This window comes from Delftia sp. WSY_16 (assembly GCF_043104415.1).
GTDB lineage: Bacteria > Pseudomonadota > Gammaproteobacteria > Burkholderiales > Burkholderiaceae_C > Comamonas > Comamonas tsuruhatensis.
Genome location: NZ_JBICKS010000037.1, coordinates 210,927 through 226,868, shown reverse-complemented (window position 1 = coordinate 226,868; position 15,942 = coordinate 210,927). Strand labels below are relative to the sequence as shown.

The 15,942-nt window shown below is 69.5% G+C and carries 14 protein-coding genes and 1 pseudogene; 1 reads left to right on the top strand and 14 read right to left on the bottom strand.

Annotated elements, in window-relative coordinates; translation table 11 throughout:
- Positions 1-67 precede the first annotated feature (67 nt).
- The 14 genes and pseudogenes from ACF8O7_RS18995 to ACF8O7_RS18930 form a co-directional block, all read right to left on the bottom strand.
- Positions 68-889, bottom strand: a complete 822-nt coding sequence (locus ACF8O7_RS18995; protein WP_012202038.1) for an aldolase/citrate lyase family protein — start codon at positions 887-889, stop codon at positions 68-70.
- A gap of 18 nt (positions 890-907) precedes the next feature.
- Entirely contained in the window at positions 908-2,362 is a 1,455-nt protein-coding gene (locus ACF8O7_RS18990) for an NAD-dependent succinate-semialdehyde dehydrogenase (protein WP_016452253.1), read from the bottom strand.
- Between the two features lie 45 nt (positions 2,363-2,407).
- On the bottom strand, positions 2,408-3,241 hold the full coding sequence (gene hpaH / locus ACF8O7_RS18985) for a 2-oxo-hept-4-ene-1,7-dioate hydratase (RefSeq protein ID WP_034365851.1): 834 nt from the start codon (positions 3,239-3,241) through the stop codon (positions 2,408-2,410).
- A 1-nt stretch (position 3,242) separates the two neighbouring features.
- Entirely contained in the window at positions 3,243-3,677 is a 435-nt protein-coding gene (locus tag ACF8O7_RS18980) for a 5-carboxymethyl-2-hydroxymuconate Delta-isomerase (protein ID WP_012202041.1), read from the bottom strand.
- Positions 3,678-4,496 (bottom strand): extradiol ring-cleavage dioxygenase, encoded by an 819-nt coding sequence (locus ACF8O7_RS18975; protein ID WP_012202042.1) that lies wholly within the window; start codon positions 4,494-4,496, stop codon positions 3,678-3,680. It lies immediately after the preceding gene.
- 1 nt (position 4,497) lies between these two features.
- Positions 4,498-4,824, bottom strand: a complete 327-nt coding sequence (locus ACF8O7_RS18970) for an aromatic ring-opening dioxygenase subunit LigA (RefSeq protein ID WP_012202043.1) — start codon at positions 4,822-4,824, stop codon at positions 4,498-4,500.
- A gap of 22 nt (positions 4,825-4,846) precedes the next feature.
- Positions 4,847-5,842: pseudogene (locus ACF8O7_RS18965) on the bottom strand (tripartite tricarboxylate transporter substrate binding protein); the annotation flags it as partial.
- A gap of 42 nt (positions 5,843-5,884) precedes the next feature.
- Entirely contained in the window at positions 5,885-7,342 is a 1,458-nt protein-coding gene (gene hpaE / locus ACF8O7_RS18960; protein WP_392444004.1) for a 5-carboxymethyl-2-hydroxymuconate semialdehyde dehydrogenase, read from the bottom strand.
- A gap of 27 nt (positions 7,343-7,369) precedes the next feature.
- Complete coding sequence (locus tag ACF8O7_RS18955) at positions 7,370-8,131, bottom strand: fumarylacetoacetate hydrolase family protein (protein ID WP_392444002.1); 762 nt, start codon at positions 8,129-8,131, stop codon at positions 7,370-7,372.
- Positions 8,128-8,808 carry a fumarylacetoacetate hydrolase family protein gene (locus ACF8O7_RS18950; RefSeq protein WP_392444000.1) on the bottom strand — a complete coding sequence of 227 codons (681 nt, stop codon included), beginning with the start codon at positions 8,806-8,808 and terminating at the stop codon, positions 8,128-8,130. Before ACF8O7_RS18950 ends, ACF8O7_RS18955 begins: the two co-directional genes overlap by 4 nt.
- Positions 8,809-8,981: 173 nt before the next feature.
- Complete coding sequence (locus tag ACF8O7_RS18945) at positions 8,982-12,659, bottom strand: IPTL-CTERM sorting domain-containing protein (RefSeq protein ID WP_392443998.1); 3,678 nt, start codon at positions 12,657-12,659, stop codon at positions 8,982-8,984.
- A gap of 217 nt (positions 12,660-12,876) precedes the next feature.
- Positions 12,877-13,299 (bottom strand): universal stress protein, encoded by a 423-nt coding sequence (locus tag ACF8O7_RS18940; RefSeq protein WP_016447345.1) that lies wholly within the window; start codon positions 13,297-13,299, stop codon positions 12,877-12,879.
- A 63-nt stretch (positions 13,300-13,362) separates the two neighbouring features.
- Complete coding sequence (locus ACF8O7_RS18935; RefSeq protein ID WP_016447346.1) at positions 13,363-14,253, bottom strand: metallophosphoesterase; 891 nt, start codon at positions 14,251-14,253, stop codon at positions 13,363-13,365.
- Between the two features lie 49 nt (positions 14,254-14,302).
- Positions 14,303-15,262, bottom strand: a complete 960-nt coding sequence (locus ACF8O7_RS18930) for a LysR family transcriptional regulator (RefSeq protein ID WP_016452246.1) — start codon at positions 15,260-15,262, stop codon at positions 14,303-14,305.
- 147 nt (positions 15,263-15,409) lie between these two features.
- Between ACF8O7_RS18930 and ACF8O7_RS18925 the strand changes: the two genes are divergently transcribed.
- Entirely contained in the window at positions 15,410-15,829 is a 420-nt protein-coding gene (locus ACF8O7_RS18925; RefSeq protein ID WP_016447348.1) for a hypothetical protein, read from the top strand.
- The last annotated feature ends 113 nt before the right edge of the window (positions 15,830-15,942 follow it).

Genomic DNA, 15,942 nt, shown 5'->3' with positions numbered 1-15,942 from the left:
CTGGATTCTATGCAGCCGCCGCTCCCTCCCCGGAGCGGCGTTGCGCGCGCCTTGTCAGGCCGGGGCCTCAATAGGTCTGGCTTTTCGGCGCGGGGGCCGCTGCCTGCTTGAAGCGCGCAGCCAGGGCGCTGGTGGCCTGCACCAGCACGCTGGTGTCCAGGCCCACAGCCGTGAAGGTGCAGCCCAGCTCCAGGTACTTGCGCGCCAGGGCCTCATTGGGCGTGAGGATGCCGGGCGCCTTGCCGGCGCGGCGTATGCGCGCGATGGCGTCGGCAATCGCCTCCTGCACCTCGGGATGGCCGGGGTTGCCGATGTGGCCCATGGAGGCCGACAGGTCGGCCGGGCCGATGAAGACGCCGTCCACGCCCTCGGTGGCGGCAATGGCGTCCAGGTGGGCCAGCGCCTGGCGCGTCTCCACCTGCACCAGCACGCAGACCTGGGCGTTGGCTTCATGGGCGTAGTTGGCGCGCCGGCCCCAGGCCGATGCGCGTGCGCCGCCCATGCCGCGGATGCCGCCCTGGCCGTCGGCCTGCGGATAGCGCGCGGCGCGCACGATGCGTGCGGCCTGCTCGGCCGTGTCCACCATGGGCACGAGCAGGGTCTGCACGCCGATGTCCAGGTACTGCTTGATCAGCATCTCGCCGACCTCGCCGTGTCCCATGGGCACGCGGGCAATGGCATGGCTGTCGGGATAGGCCGCGATGGCCTGCAGCTGCGCCAGCAGGGTGCGCGTGTCGTTGGGCGAATGCTCGCCGTCGATCAGGAGCCAGTCGAAGCCGGCGCCCGCGCAGATTTCCGCCGAATAGGCGTCGGCCAGGCCCAGCCACAGGCCGATCTGGGGTTGGTCGGCCGCAATGGCGGCCTTGAAGCGGTTCACAGGTGTCTGCATGGTGTGATTGTCCGGGCCTCAGTGGCCCATGCACAGGTACTTGGTGCTCAGGTATTCCTCTATGCCGGCGGCGCCGCCCTCGCGGCCCATGCCCGACTGCTTGACGCCGCCAAACGGCGCCACGGCCGTGCTGATGATGCCGCTGTTGATGCCCACCATGCCGTACTCCAGCGCCTCGCCCACGCGCCACACGCGGCCCACGTCGCGGGCGTAGAAGTAGGCGGCCAGGCCGTACTCGGTGTCGTTGGCCATGCGGATGGCCTCTTCCTCGGTCTTGAAGCGGAACACGGGCGCCACGGGGCCGAAGACCTCTTCCCTGGCAATGCGCATGCGGTCCGTGGCGTTGGCCAGGATGGTGGGCTCGTAGAAGGTGCCGCCCAGCGCATGGCGCTTGCCGCCCAGCACGACCTCGGCGCCGTTCTTCACGGCATCGGCCACCAGCTCCTCGACCTTGTCCACGGCGGCCTGGTCGATCAGCGGGCCCTGGCCCACGCCGGCCTCCAGCCCGTTGCCCACCTTGAGGGCCTGCACGGCGACCTTGAGCCTGGCCATGAAGGCGTCGTACACGCCGTCCTGCACCAGCAGGCGGTTGGCGCACACGCAGGTCTGGCCGGTGTTGCGGTACTTGGAGGCCATGGCGCCTTCGACGGCGGCATCGAGGTCCGCGTCATCGAAGACGATGAAGGGCGCGTTGCCGCCCAGCTCCAGAGACATCTTCTTGAGCGTGGGCGCGCATTGCTCGGCCAGCACGCGGCCCACTTCGGTGGAGCCCGTGAAGGTCAGCTTGCGCACGGCCATGCTGGCCGTGAGCACGCCGCCGATGGCGCGCGAGGAGCCCGTGATCACGCTGAACACGCCCTCGGGAATGCCGGCGCGCTGGGCCAGCTCGGCCATGGCCAGGGCCGACAGCGGTGTCTGCTGCGCGGGCTTGACGATGATGGTGCAGCCCGCCGCCAGGGCGGGCGCGACCTTGCGCGTGATCATGGCGGCCGGGAAGTTCCAGGGCGTGATCGCGGCGCACACGCCCACGGGCTCCTTGGTCACGATGATGCGCTTGTCGGCCCAGGGCGCCGGCACGGTGGAGCCGTAGATGCGGCGGGCTTCCTCGGCAAACCACTGCACGTAGGAGGCCGCGTAGGCGATCTCGCCGCGCGACTCGGCCAGGGGCTTGCCCTGCTCGCTGGTCATGATCAGGGCCAGGTCCTCCTGGTTCTCCATCATCAGCTCGAACCAGCGATGCAGCAGGCGTGCGCGGGCCTCGGCGGTCTGCTGCTTCCAGAGGGCGAAGGCGCGCTCGGCGGCGGCGATGGCGCGCTGCGTCTCGGCCTCGCCCATGCGGGGCACATGGCCCACGGCTTCGCCCGTGGCGGGGTTGTGGACGTCGATGCGGCTGCCATCGTCGGCGGCCAGCCATTGGCCGTCGATCAGGCAGAGGTTCTTGAGCAGGCTGGGGTCGCGCAGTGCAAGCGGCATGGGAAATCTCCAATAAGGGCGGGGCAGGCGTCGGGACGACAGCGCCTAGACAAAGCGGAACTGCAGGCGGCCCAGCGGGCCGTAGTCGGCATCGAACAGGTCGCCAGGCTTGGCGGCCACGGGGCGCGTGAACGAGCCGGCCAGCACGGTCTGACCGGCCTCCAGGGCCTCGCCCCAGGGCGAGAGCTTGTTGGCCAGCCAGGCCACGCCGATGGCGGGATGGCCCTGCACGCCGGCAGCCAGGCCGGTCTCCTCGACCACGCCGTTGCAGCGCAGTATGGCGCCGCACCAGGGCAGGTCTATCACCTGGGGGTCAGCGCGGCCGGCGCCGGTGACGATGCCTGCATTGGCTGCGTTGTCGCTGATGGTGTCGTAGACCTTGCGCATGGCCTTGGTGTGGCGGTCGAACTGCTCGATGCGCGCGTCGATGATCTCGATGGCCGGCGTCACGTGGTCGGTGGCGTCCAGCACGTCCTGCAGCGTGATCTCCTTGCCGCCGGGCAGGCCCGGGCCGCGCAGCGGCGCCTTGAGCACGAAGGCCAGCTCCACCTCCACGCGCGGCGCGATGAAGTGGGCGGCCGGGATGTCCAGCACCTGGCCCGGCGTGCAGCGGTAGAGCATGCTGTCGAGCAGGGTGCCGTAGTCGGGCTCGTCGATCTGGCTCGATATCTGCATGGCGCGCGAGGTCAGGCCGATCTTGTGGCCTATCACCTTGCGCCCCGCCGCGATCTGCAGGCGCACCCATTCGCGCGAGACGCGGTAGCCATCCTCCACGGTCATGCCGGGAAAGCGCTTGGAGAAATGCTCGACCTGCACGCGCGTCTTCTCGCTGCGGTCCAGCTCCTGGGCCAGTTGGGTCAACAGTTCTTGGGAAAACATTTCAAGGCCTGGAAAAGAGGGGATGAAGGGTGCTGTGCTTGCCGTCATACACCTGGCCCGGGCTTTCATCGACCTGCACGGTCAGGCCCAGGTGGCGCTGCGCGAACAGCGGCTGCAGATGGCGGCGCGCGCAGGCCAGCAGGGCGTCGCCGGCCTGCTGCTGCACGGCGGCCGAGCGGCCCCGGCCCATGCGCAGGTTGATGTAGATGAAGCCGTAGTCGCCATCGCCGCCCGCTGCGCGGCCCGCGGCCCCGCCATCGGCCACGGCGCTGTGCGGCGCGGGGTAGGCCAGCACGCGCGTGCCGCCCGTGGGAAAGACCTGGGCGCCGTCTTCGGCGCGCACGGTGAGCATGGTGTCGGCCAGGGCGCGGCACAGCTGCGTCATGTCGGTGTGCGCGTCCAGGCTGGCCGTGTAGAGGATGACCACGTGCGGCATTCAGGCCACCTCCATGGTGGCGGCCGTGCAGCTCACGGCGAAGATGGGAATGGGCTGGCAGTACAGCACCTGGCCCGCGCCGCGCGCGGCGGCGGCCACGGCGATGAAGCTGCGGATCTCGAAGCCGCCCTGGCCGCCGTCGCGGTAGGTTTCGGCGTCGGTGTACGACAGCAGCGCGTCCCGGTCGTTGCGGCACCAGCGGTCCATGAACTGCTGGTCCCATTCCCAGTTGACCTTGCCCGAGTCGGGCGTGGCCGGCCAGTGCGAGATGCCGCCCGTGCCCACGATGGCGATGCGCTCGGGCGCCTTGTCGCAGGCGCGGCGCAGGGCCTCGCCAAAGGCCCAGGCGCGGTGCAGCGGCGTCAGCGGCGGGCCCTGGCAGTTGATGTTGACGGGGATGATGTCCTTGTCATAGGCCGGCGTCAGAAAGTGCAGCGGGACCATGATGCCGTGGTCGAACTTCCACTCCTCGGCAAAGGCCACGTCCACGGTCTGCATGACCTCGGTGATCAGGCGCCGCGACAGCTCGGCATTGCCGGGAATGCGGTGGCGCTCTATGCCGAGCCAGGCCGGGTCCTCAATGGGCCCTTCGTAGTGGTCCGCCATGCCGATGGCATAGGCCGGCATGTTGTTCATGAAGAAGTTGGCGAAGTGCTCGGCCGCGATGACGATCACCGCATCGGGCCGCGCCGCCTCCAGCCGTGCGCCCATGTCGCGGAAGGCGGCATGGAAGGCATCCCTGGTGGCCGGATCGGCCAGGTGTGCGCGGCCCGTGATGCCGGGCGCATGGCTGCAAACGCCTGCAAATACCAGACTCATCTCAAACTCCTGCGATCTTTTCGTTGGTGGCTGTCGTCATCGCGTAGACGCCCGCGCGCACCGGTCCGTGCTTTTGCACGCCATCGCGCATGGCCTGCAGGTAGTCGGCCCAGGGCATGCCCAGCAGCGGCGCGAAGTGCATCAGCAGCTGGCCGTTGCAGCCCAGCACGTAGAGCTTGCCGATGTCGCCGTGGAACATGGCTTCGTACTCCTCGGGCTCCAGCGCGTACTCGGCCAGCAGCGCGGCGCGGTCCTCGGCGAAGCGCCGCTGCACCTCGGGCTCGCGGTTGAGCTGGAACAGGAATTTCTGCATGGTGTACAGGCTCATGGCGGCTCCCGGTGATCCGGCCTCAACCCAGCGTGATGTTGGCGCGGCGGATGATGGCTTCGTACTTGGCGATTTCGCTGGTGACGAAGGCTGCGAACTGCTGCGCCGTGCCGGCCTGCGAGACGATGCCGCCGCGCGCGAAGGCGTCCACCACGGCGGGCTCGGCCAGGGCCTTGACCACGGCGGCGTTGATGCGCTGCACCAGCGCATCGGGCGTGGCGCCGGGTGCCAGCAGACCCTGCCAGGAGTTGGATTCCAGCGCCACGCCCTGCTCGGCCAGCGTGGGCACCTGGGGAGCGAACTGCGAGCGCTGGCGCGTGGCCATGCCCAGGGCCACCAGCTTGCCGCTTTGCACATGGCCACGGAACTCGGGCCAGTTGCCGAACATCACGTCCACCTGGCCGCCCAGCAGGTCGGCCAGCGCCGGGCCCTGGCCCTTGTAGGGGATGTGGACCATGTCGATGCCCATCTCCTGGCACAGCAGCGCGCCCGACAGATGGGCCGAGGTGCCGTTGCCGAACGAGGCATAGCTGAGCTCGCCGGGCCTGGCCTTGGCGCGGCTGCGCAGGTCGGCCAGCGTCTTCAGGCCGCTGCCCGGGTGGGTGGCCAGCACATGCTCGGACAGGCCCATCAGCGCCACGGGCTTGAGGTCGCGCGTGGTGTCGTAGGGCAGGTTCTTCACCAGCGTCTTGTTGGCCGTGAAGCTGTTGGCCACGCACACCAGGGTGTAGCCGTCGGCCGGCTGCTTGGACACATAGTCCACGCCGATCACCGTGCCCGCGCCGGGCTTGTTCTCCACGATCACAGGCTGGCCCAGGGACTTGCCCAGCTCGGTGCCCACCAGGCGCGCCACCAGGTCGGTGGTGCCGCCCGGCGTGAAGGGCACGATGATGCGCAGCGGCCTGGCGGGCCAGGTGCCGGCCGGGCTACCGGGCTGGGCCTGGGAAAGGCCCGGGAGCATCAGCGCTGCGGCCGTGGTGGCTGCGGTGGATTGCAGGAAATGGCGGCGTTGCATGTCTTGTCTCCTCGGTTCTCTTTGTCGTTGTCGCTGGTCGCCCGTTCAGACGCCCCAGTGCGGAATATGGTGCGAGCCCAGCGAGACGGCCACGTTCTTGGGCTCGCAGAAGACCTCGTAGCTCCAGCTGCCGCCCTCGCGGCCCGTGCCCGAGGCCTTGGTGCCGCCGAAGGGCTGGCGCAGGTCGCGCACGTTCTGGCTGTTGACGAAGCACATGCCGGCCTCGATGGCGGCGGCCACGCGGTGGGCGCGGCCCACGCTCTCGGTCCAGACATAGCTGGACAAGCCGTACTGGATATCGTTGGCCAGGCGCACGGCTTCGGCCTCGTCGCTGAAGGGGATGATGCAGGCCACGGGGCCGAAGATCTCGTCCTGGGCGATCTGCATGCGGTTGTCCACGTCGGCAAACACCGTGGGCAGCACGTAGTTGCCCTTGCGCACGCGCTCGGGCAGCACGGGCGCGTCCAGGCCGCCGCACAGCATGCTGGCGCCTTCCTTCTGGCCCAGCTCGATGTAGTGGCGCACCTTGGCCAGGTGGCTGGCGCTGATCATGGGGCCGACGATGGTGGACTCGTCCAGAGGGTCGCCCACGCTGATCCTCCTGGCGCGCTCCACGAAGCGGTCCACGAACTTCGCGTAGATGCCCTTTTGCACCAGGATGCGGCTGCCGGCCGTGCAGCGCTCGCCGTTGTTGGAGAAGATCATGAACACGGCCGCATCCAGCGCGCGCTCGAAGTCGGCGTCGTCAAAGATCACGAAGGGGCTCTTGCCGCCCAGCTCCATGCTGAACTTCTTGAGGCCGGCGGCCTGCACGATGCGGTTGCCGGTCTGGGTCGAGCCCGTGAACGAGACGGCGCGCACATCGCGGTGGCGCACCAGGGGCTCGCCCGCGTCCTTGCCGTAGCCGTGCACCAGGTTGAGCACGCCGGGCGGAATGCCCGCCTCCAGCGCCAGCTCGCCCAGGCGCGCGGCCGTCATGGGCGACAGCTCGCTCATCTTGAGCACGGCCGTGTTGCCGAAGGCCAGGCAGGGCGCCACCTTCCAGGTGGCCGTCATGAAGGGCACGTTCCAGGGCGAGATCAGCGCGCACACGCCCACGGGGTGGAACAGGGTGTAGTTCAGGTGCGTGGGCGTGGGATAGGTATGGCCGTCCACGCGCGTGCACATCTCGGCAAAGTAGTAGAAGTTGTCGGCCGCGCGCGGCACCAGCTGCTTGCCGGTCTGGGCGATGACCTGGCCGCAGTCGTTGGTCTCGGTCTGCGCGATCTCGGGCACATGGCGGGCGATCAGGTCGCCCAGCTTGCGCACGAGCTTGGCGCGTTCGGTGGCGGGCGTGTTGGCCCATTTCGGGAAGGCGTTCTTCGCGGCGGCGACGGCGGCCTGCACCTCGGCCTCGCCGCCAGCGGCAACCTCGGCCAGCACCTCCTGGGTGGCGGGGTTGACGGTCTCGAAGTAGTCCTTGCCGGCGACGGCCTTGCCGTCGATCAGGTGGTCAATGCGCATGGGGATTCCTTGGCGTGTGCGGTGGGTTCAGGAGGCGGCCGGCGCGTCGCCGACGATGGTGTTGACCAGGCGGCCCAGGCCTTCGATCTCGGTGACGATCTCGTCGCCCACGCGGGAGTCGGCCACGCCGTCGGGCGTGCCGGTGAGGATGAGGTCGCCGGGGTTCAGCGTCATGAAGCCCGACAGATGGGCGATCAGCGAGGGGATGTCATGCACCATGTCGCGCGTGCTGCCGTCCTGCTTGAGCTCGCCGTTGACCCAGCTGCGCAGGCGCAGGTTCATGGGGTCGGGCACATCGGCCGCATCGACGAACCACGGGCCCACGGGCGTGGCGCCGTCGCGGTTCTTCACGCGCAGGTTGGGCCGGTAGAAGTTCTCCAGGTAGTCGCGTATGGCGTAGTCGTTGGCCGTGCAGTAGCCGGCGACCACGCCGTAGGCGTCTTCGCGGCGCACGTTGCGGCAGGTCTTGCCTATGACCACGCCCAGCTCGCACTCGAAGTGCATGTAGGTCACGTCGGCGGGCCGGTACGTGCGGCCGTGGTGGCCGTTCAGCGTGTTCGGGCCCTTGAGGAAGACCAGCGGTTCCTCGGGCGCCTTGTTGAAGGCGATTTCCTTGGCATGGTCCGCATAGTTCAGGCCCAGCGCAAAGACCGTGCCGAACTGCAGCGGCGGCAGCCACTGCACGGCGGTCTCCGCCACCAGGCGGCCATCGGGCAACTGCACCTGTCCGTGCGGGCCTTCGGTGACCTGCAGGGTCTGTCCTTCGAAGATGACGCGTCCGTGCTTCATGCTGCTGCTCCCTGTTCTGCCACCACCAAATGCGTGAGCCGGCCCAGGCTGGGCACCTCGATGACCACGCGGTCCCCGGGCCGCGCCAGCGGCGCGCCCTCGCCCGGGCCCAGCAGCAGCACGTCGCCGGGCGACAGCGTCATGAATTCGGTCACGTCGGCCAGCAGCCTTGCGGGCGGGCGCACCAGGTCGGCAAAGCCGCGCTGCCAGACCTGTTCACCATTGATGGACACCGTGAGCGTGGCCGCCTGTGCGTCAAAGCCTGTGCCGCGAACGAGGGCGCCCAGCGGGCAGAAACCGTCGCGGCAGCGCTGGCGGATGGCGGGGCGGTAGTAGTTCTCGTGCGGCAGCGTGAGGTCGCTGGCGATCAGCCAGCCGGCCACATGGTCCAGGGCCGTTGCTTCGCTGACGCGCGTGGCGCTGCGGCCGATCACCAGGCCGATGCTGGCATCGACGCGGACCTCGCCCGGATCGGCCGGCACGGCCACCGCAGCGCCATCGCGCGCCCAGGTGTTGCGCGGCTTCAGGTAGAGCACGGGGGCGCGCGGAGCGGCCTTGTAGGGCGCGCTGTCGAACTGCGGCGACAGGCGCTGCACGGTGACCTGCTGGTTGAGCAGCGTGCCGTAGACCGTGCCCAGCGCAAGGCCGTCATCCAGGAGAAAGGGCTGAATCTGCATGGTGTGGATTTAGTTAACGTGGTAATTATTGTTTTTGCAACAAGCCCCGTCAACACGGTGGATTCAGGGTTTTCCCAGGCCGCAGCAAAAAGCCCCTGCGCGGCGAACCGTGCAGGGGCTTGAAGGGGCACCGGGCGCTGCCGGTGTTGGCGGGGGGCTGGCCGGTGCTGGCGTCAGCCGCGGCGGCGGCGCAGTGCGGCCATGCCGCCCAGGGCCAGCGCCAGCAGCGCCTGGGCCAGTGTGGACAGGCCGGGCACGGGGGTGGCCGTGGCGCCGGGCGGCAGGGCCGCAGGCGCGGCCACCGCCACGGGGTCCACGATGACGCCGTTGACGGCCAGGTCGCTGTCTCCCGTCTGCCCGTCGGTGATGTCGAAGCTCACCGAGCGGCGGTCGGGTGCGAAGCGGTAGGCCGACGCGGCCAGCTCATACCAGTGCGCCGTGGGCGTGGCGGCCGTGGGGCCGTACTTCCAGAGCGTGGCCTGGGCGGGTGCGGCTTCAGGCAGGTCCATGCGGATGGTGGCCATGGAGCCCGGCGTGCCGCCCATGAGCACGAAGCTCAGGCTGCCATAGGGCAGGCGCAGGTTGCCCGGCAGCGGGCTTTGCGAGGGCGCGGGCTGAAAGCCTGCCGAGTTCGAGGCGAACTGCCATTGGTCTGCACCCACATTGCCCGTGCCGTTGCTGACACCTGCCGTGTTGCTGCCCGTGCCGATCTGCGTGCCGATGGGCACGGGCTTGCTCAGGGCCAGCACAGCCGGCGCGCTGGCCGTGCCCGAGGCCGGCAGGTTGACCGCATGCGCGCGGTAGCTCACGGCGGGGTCCAGGCCGGTGAAGGACAGCGTGGCGGCCGTGTTGGCCGCGGTGCTGACCGTGTTGCTGGCAAGGGCCGGCAAGCCGGCGGCATCCAGGCCGGCCATGACCTGTTCCCAGCTGGGGACGGGGGCGTTGGCGGGCAGGGCCACGGCGCGCAGGCTGCCGCCCACGCTGGGCGTGGCCTGGACCACGGCCGATGTCTGGTCCACGGCCTGGGCGGACAGGGCCACGGTGGACAGGGCGGGTACCGCCAGGCTGTCCAGGCGCGCCTTTTTCCAGGCTGCATGGGGCAGGTCCTTGGCCACGGTGCCATCGCCGTAGAAATCGGCATCGCCGCAGTCGCTGAGGATGTCCACGCTGCCGCCCGCGTCCAGGCTGGCCGGCATGGCGCCTATGCCTTCGGCCGAGCAGGCGGTGTGGGGCGCGGTGATGGCGGCCAGGTCGGCAGCGCGCGGGCGCAGGTTCAGTGCCAGGCCTGCGCTGTTCACCCGGCCGTCCCAGGAATAGAGCTGGAAGTTGCGCGGCGCGGTGCCCGTGGCGCTGGCCGAGGGACCGGCAATGATCAGGTACTCGCCGGCTGCGTTCTTGCGGATTTCGCGGATGCCGCGGCCGCCCAGGTCCAGGCGGATCGGCTGGCCCATGGACGCGCTGCCCTTGCTGCCGCCATCGGCCGCAGGCAGGGCCGCGAAGTTGGTCACGGGCACGATCAGCGCATGCGTGCGGCCCGTGGCGTCGTCGGCCGTGACGGCGGGCGCGCCCGGCTCCGGCACCAGCGGCGCGCGAAAGCCCAGCCATGCGGCGCCGTCGTCGGGGCTGGTGGACATGCCTTCGATGGAAAAACCGCTCATCGTCTCGGCCTCGGGCGCCTTGGTGGCGCCGCCGTCCGAGCTGGCCACCAGGCCCAGGTAGTTGGCGGCAAGGCCGTCATGCGCGGCCGCGTCCCAGCTGCGCAGGTCCTCGCGCAGCCAGCGGTAGTAGCCACTGGCGGTCAGCGCCGTGGAGGCGCCGGAGCCGGTCACATCCATCGCCGCCAGGCGCCAGCGGTCGGTGCGCGACTTGCCGCTCTTGTTGTTGGAGTGCGAGCCCGCCACGTACACGCGGCTGCCCAGGGCAAAGCTGGCCTCGATGTCCATTTCCTCGTCGCTCTTGCAGCTGTCCAGGCCCGTGAGGCCGGGGGCGGTGCAGGCGGCGGCATCGGCCAGGCCCAGGGCGGTCCTGTCCAGCATCAGCGGCTTGATGGGCAGCCCGCCGGCAGGGCCATAGGCCGAGAAGGAGTTGCCGGCCGGCAGCGCATTGCCCGAGGCATCCTGGGCGGGCGCCTCGTCGTCGCCCACCAGCATGGTGGCGGCATCGATGACGATGGCCGTCGATGCGTCCGAGCGCCCGGCCAGCCAGCGCGGGCTGGTGTTGGCTGCGGTGTTGGCCGAGGCCGCGTACTTGATGGTGCGGCTGACGGAGGCGCCGCCCGCGTTGGTCAGCGTGACGGTGATGTCGGCATAGCCCACGCCCGTGGGCGTGATCCTGAGCACGGCGTTGCCGGCCTGGTTGGACGCGGCCAGGCCGGCGTCGGCCACCACGGCCTGGTTGCTCGAACGCGCAGTGACCTGTACGCCGCCAGCGCCCCCCGCATCCTGCACCGTGAAGCCGATGCCTGCCGAGGCCAGCGGGTCGTTGGCGTCGCCGACCACGCCGGAAAACGCGGTCAGTTCGGGCAGCGAGGCCGTCGGCGGGGCCGAGGCCATGAAAGGCACGCTCACTGCAGCCGTGCTCCCGCCGAGGCCGTTGACCGCGCGCACGCGCAGCGTATAGCTGCCGGGCTGCAGGCCTTCCAGCGCCTGGCTGTTGCCCAGGGCCACGGCCGTGGAGGCTACCGATGCAAAGCTGTCCTGCGACAGCTCCACCACGTAGTAGGCGGCGCCCGGCACGGCGTCCCAGGCGGCCGTCACGCGGTTGCCGGTTGGGGTGGCCGCCAGGTTGGAGGGGGCGGCGGGCACGGTCGCCGGCACGGTCTCCAGCGGGGCCCAGGCCACGCCATAGAACACGCCGTCCTGCGGCGCGGCGATGGACTCGGCCGTGCCCGACAGCGTGCCGGCGTAGCCGCCGTGATCGAAGGCGCGGTACAGGCGGCCCGTGGTGTCGGTGGCCATCAGCATCACATTGCCGCCGCCGGTATCGAAGGCGGCCAGGCCGTGGACCTTGGACAGGCCGGCAATGGAGCCTGCGGGCTGCCAGCTGGTGCCGTCCATCGAGAGGCGGAATTTCCGGATGGCGCCGGCATCGTTGTCCGCCACGTAGACGGTGTTCGCCAGGGCGGGGCCGCCATCGAGTTGCAGGAAGGCGATGCCGCGGTAGGTGGAGGGCGTCAGGCCCGCCAGGGGCAGGGCCGTCTGGATGCCCGTGGTCGGCAAATTCGTGCCGATCTGGTTGAGCGAGCCGCCGTTGATGGCGGCGATCAACTGGCCGCCGGCGACCGCCAGGCCCTGGACATTGCTGCTGTTCAGTTGGGAGATGCCCGTGCCGTCGGCAGCCACATGCCAGATGCCATTGTTGGCCGTGGCCGTACCCTTGCCGCTGGCCCAGACGGCGCCGCAGTCGCTGCTGGCTGCTGCGCGGATGGTGTCCTTGCTGAAGGCCGTGGTGCCGAGCGGGCGCAGGCTTTTCACGTCGGAGTCGAACCCCACCACGGCCACGGCGCGCGGGGCCGCCGCTGCAGTGACGCCGTTGGGCTCGGTGCCGCCGGTGGCCACGGCATAGCCGGGAACCACCAGGCACAGGCCATTGTCCGAGCGGTTGAGCAGGCCTTCCGAGCCCTTGCTGCTGGCCGTCAGCGGCGTCGCTCCGCCTGACAGCGGCAGCGATTGCACCAGGGTGCCGTCCACGCGGTACTCATCCAGGAACACGGGCAGCGCGCCTGTGCCCGTGCCCACGCGGTAGGCCACCAGGTTGCCCGGGGTGAAGGGCGCGGACCATGCAGCGCCACACAGGGCCAGGCAGGCCGTTGCAATCGCCTTGTGCCGCCAATCCAAAGTACTCGCGCGCATGCTCACCATCCCCCTGTGTGACAAATCGCGCGACTGTAAGAGGCGGCTGTGACAGCCCGGTGACGGCAGGCCCGCAGGATGGTGGGAAGGCACCATGCAAAAAAAAGACGGCTCCCTCAGGGGAGCCGTCCTTGCCTCATTGCGCCGTGATGCCCGCGCTTTGCTTTTTCTGGTTATGGGCGCTGCGTGTGCACGGGGCAGCGTATCGAGCGGTCGATCAGCGGATCAGCAGCACAGGCACCTGGCTGCCGGCCAGCACCTGGGTGCTGACCGAGCCCATGACCAGGCGGCCCAGCGTGCCGTGGCCATGCGTGCCCATGACCAGCAGGTCGAACTTGCCTTCTTCGGCCGCCTTGATGATGGAGTCGGCAATCGGGCCGACCTTGCTCAGGCGGGCTGCCTGCACGCCGTGCTCGGCCAGGTAGCTGCACACGGGGTCCAGCACCTTGGTCGACTCCTCGGCGTAGTACTCGTCCACCACGTCCTTGCCCAGGGCGGCGCGCGCGCGGGCCGGCAGCTGGGGCTGGACGGTGATGGCGCTGTAGCTGTGGGCCGAACCCAGGATCTCCGGGTGCGAGGTCAGGTAGGCCAGCATCTTCTGGGTGTAGGGGCTGCCATCGACAGCGAGCAGGATGTTCATGAAGGTCCTCCTTGGATATGGCCCGAGACTAAGCCCAAGCCGGGGTGGAGTGCTTGATCCAGGTCAAGCACGGGCCGGTGCCTCTGCCGCCCCTGCGGTCGCATGCACCGGCAACTCGATGGTAGAGCGCGGCGAAAACCCCTCCTGCTCGCCCTTGCGCGCGTAGCCCAGCGGGTTGGCCACCACGCGGCAGCGCCAGGCGCTGCCATCGCCGCGCAGGCCCTCGGCCACATAGTCGCTGGGCGAATGCAGGTGGCCGTGCAGCCACAGATCGGCAAAGGGCAGCAGTTCATCCAGCACGTTGCAAAAGCCGGCCGTGCCCGGCACCAGGCCGTAGCGCGGGTCGGCGCTGCGCAGGCTGGGCGCGAAATGCGTGACGGCCACCGTGGGGCCATCGAAGGGCCTGGCCAGCGCCTGGCGCAGCCATTGCTGGCAGACCAGCGACTGCTCGCGCATGGGCTCGGCCAGGAAGGGCTCGCCGTCGCGCGTGCCGCCGGTCTTTTGCAGGTAGAAATTGGCGGCGCGAAAGGCCTTCTCGCGCAGTTTGAGCAGCCGGGCCAGATCGGTCACGCCTTCATGCATGGACATGGCGTCGTAGTCGCTCCACAGCGTGGTGCCCACGAAGCGCACGCCGTCCAGCACGGCCGTCTCGCGCTCCAGCCAGACCATGCCCATGCGCTCGCAGGTGGCACGCAGGCGGGCGTGGGCGGCGTCGAAGTCCTGCATGTCGTACTCATGGTTGCCCGGCACGAAGATCACGGGGCAGGGCCAGCCCGCGTACTGGGGCAGGGGAGAGAAGCGCTCCAGCCCGAAATCCTGGCCCGGCAGCAGGCTGCCGCTCTGGTAGGAGCCTATGTCGCCGGCCAGCACCAGCACGTCGGCATCGGGTGCGGGCTCTGCGGTGAAATGCGGATGGGCCTCGAGGTGCAGGTCGGACAGCAGCTGGATCTTCATGCGGCCAAGTGTAGAACCTGCGCTGGCGCGGGCGCCCCGCAAACGGCGCTCAGGTGTGCGGGAAGGTCGCCTCTGCAGAGCGCGTGAGCGTGCGCAGCAGCCAGTCGTAGGCCTGAGGATGCTGGCCGCGCCGGCGCCACAGCGCGTCCACGTGCACGGGCTGCACGTCGAAGGGCAGCTCGCGCAGCACCAGCTTGTCGGCCATGCCGGTCACGGGCACGAAGTGGCGCGGCAATATGGTCAGCAGGTTGGAGGTCATGACCACGCGCCCGGCCGTGAAGAACTGGTTGACGGTAAGCACCACCTGGCGAGTGCGGCCCAGCGAGGCCAGGGCCTCGTCGATGAAGCCGAAGGAGCGGCCCGAGAAGCTCACCAGCATGTGGCGCGCCGCGCAGTAGTTGTCCAGCGTCAGCGGCACATCGGCCAGCGGATGGCCCTGGCGCATCACGCACAGGTACTCGCCTTCATACAGGCGCCGGCTGTCGAAGGCCACCAGGGCGCCCGACTGCGCGCGCGCCGTCAGGTCGGCCAGCGCGGCGGGGAAGTAGCCCACGGCCATGTCGGCCTCGCCGGCCTCCAGCAGGCTGCGCGGGTCGCGCGTGGTCAGCGGCAGCACGCGGATGCCGATGCCGGGCGCCTCGCGCTCCAGCAGGCTGAACATGGGAGGAATCAGCGTGGCGGCCGTGGCGTCGGCCATGGCCAGCACAAAGGTGGCGGTGGCGGTGGATGGGTGGAATTCGCCTGGCGTCAGCGTGTCCTGCAGCTGCTGCAGCGCCTCGCGGATCACGGGCCACAGCGCCAGCGCGCGCGGCGTGGGCTCCACGCCCTGGCCCTGGCGCACCAGGAGCTCGTCGCCCAGCGCCTCGCGCAGGCGGCGCAGCGCATTGCTCACGGCCGGCTGGGTGATGGCCAGCTTGTGGGCCGCCCGCGTGAGGCTGCGCTCCGCCATCACCTCGTCGAAGACGCGCAGCAGGTTCAGATCCAGTGTGCGGAAGTTCAGGGCGGACATGGCCGTGGCAGCGAGCGCTGAGTCATCACTGACGTGAATGCTACAGATTCAAGATATAAATTTGAAGAACTCTAGGGTAAACCCTATAGTTACACCTAGTCGCCCGCCACGCCGTCAAAAGCGGCCATTTAACTGGGTTTATCTGCCATGAGCAACTTCATTTACAACTCCTACTGTGTCGAGCACCCTGGTGTGGTGCATGTCTATCAAGCCGCCGACGACCGCAAGAGCGCCGTCAAGCGTTTCTCCGGCAAGCGCGGCGCCAGCGCCCTGCTGCTCGCTGCCCTGGTGGCCGCGCTGATGGTGGTGGTCAACGAGGTCGCCCACAACTGGACCGACGGCCACATGCTGGGCGCCTGGGTCGTGCTGTGGGTTGCCGCCTTCATGGGCCTGGCCCTGTTCTCCGCCCCCGCCCGCCGCGCCGCCATGATGGCCCGTGCCGGCTACCGCGCCTGGACCGAGAGCCGCCAGCAGGCCGCCGCTGACGAGCGCATCTGGAACGCCGCCCTGCAGGACGCCCGCCTGATGGCCGACCTGGCCCGCGCCATGGATAGGCAAGGTAGCTGATCTCTGCCTGGGGCGCCTTGCGGTGCTCCTCCAAAAAAAGCCGCTGCCCACAAGGCGCGGCTTTTTTGTTGTCTGGGGGCGTCGTTGAAACGCCACAAAAAAAGCCTCGCAGT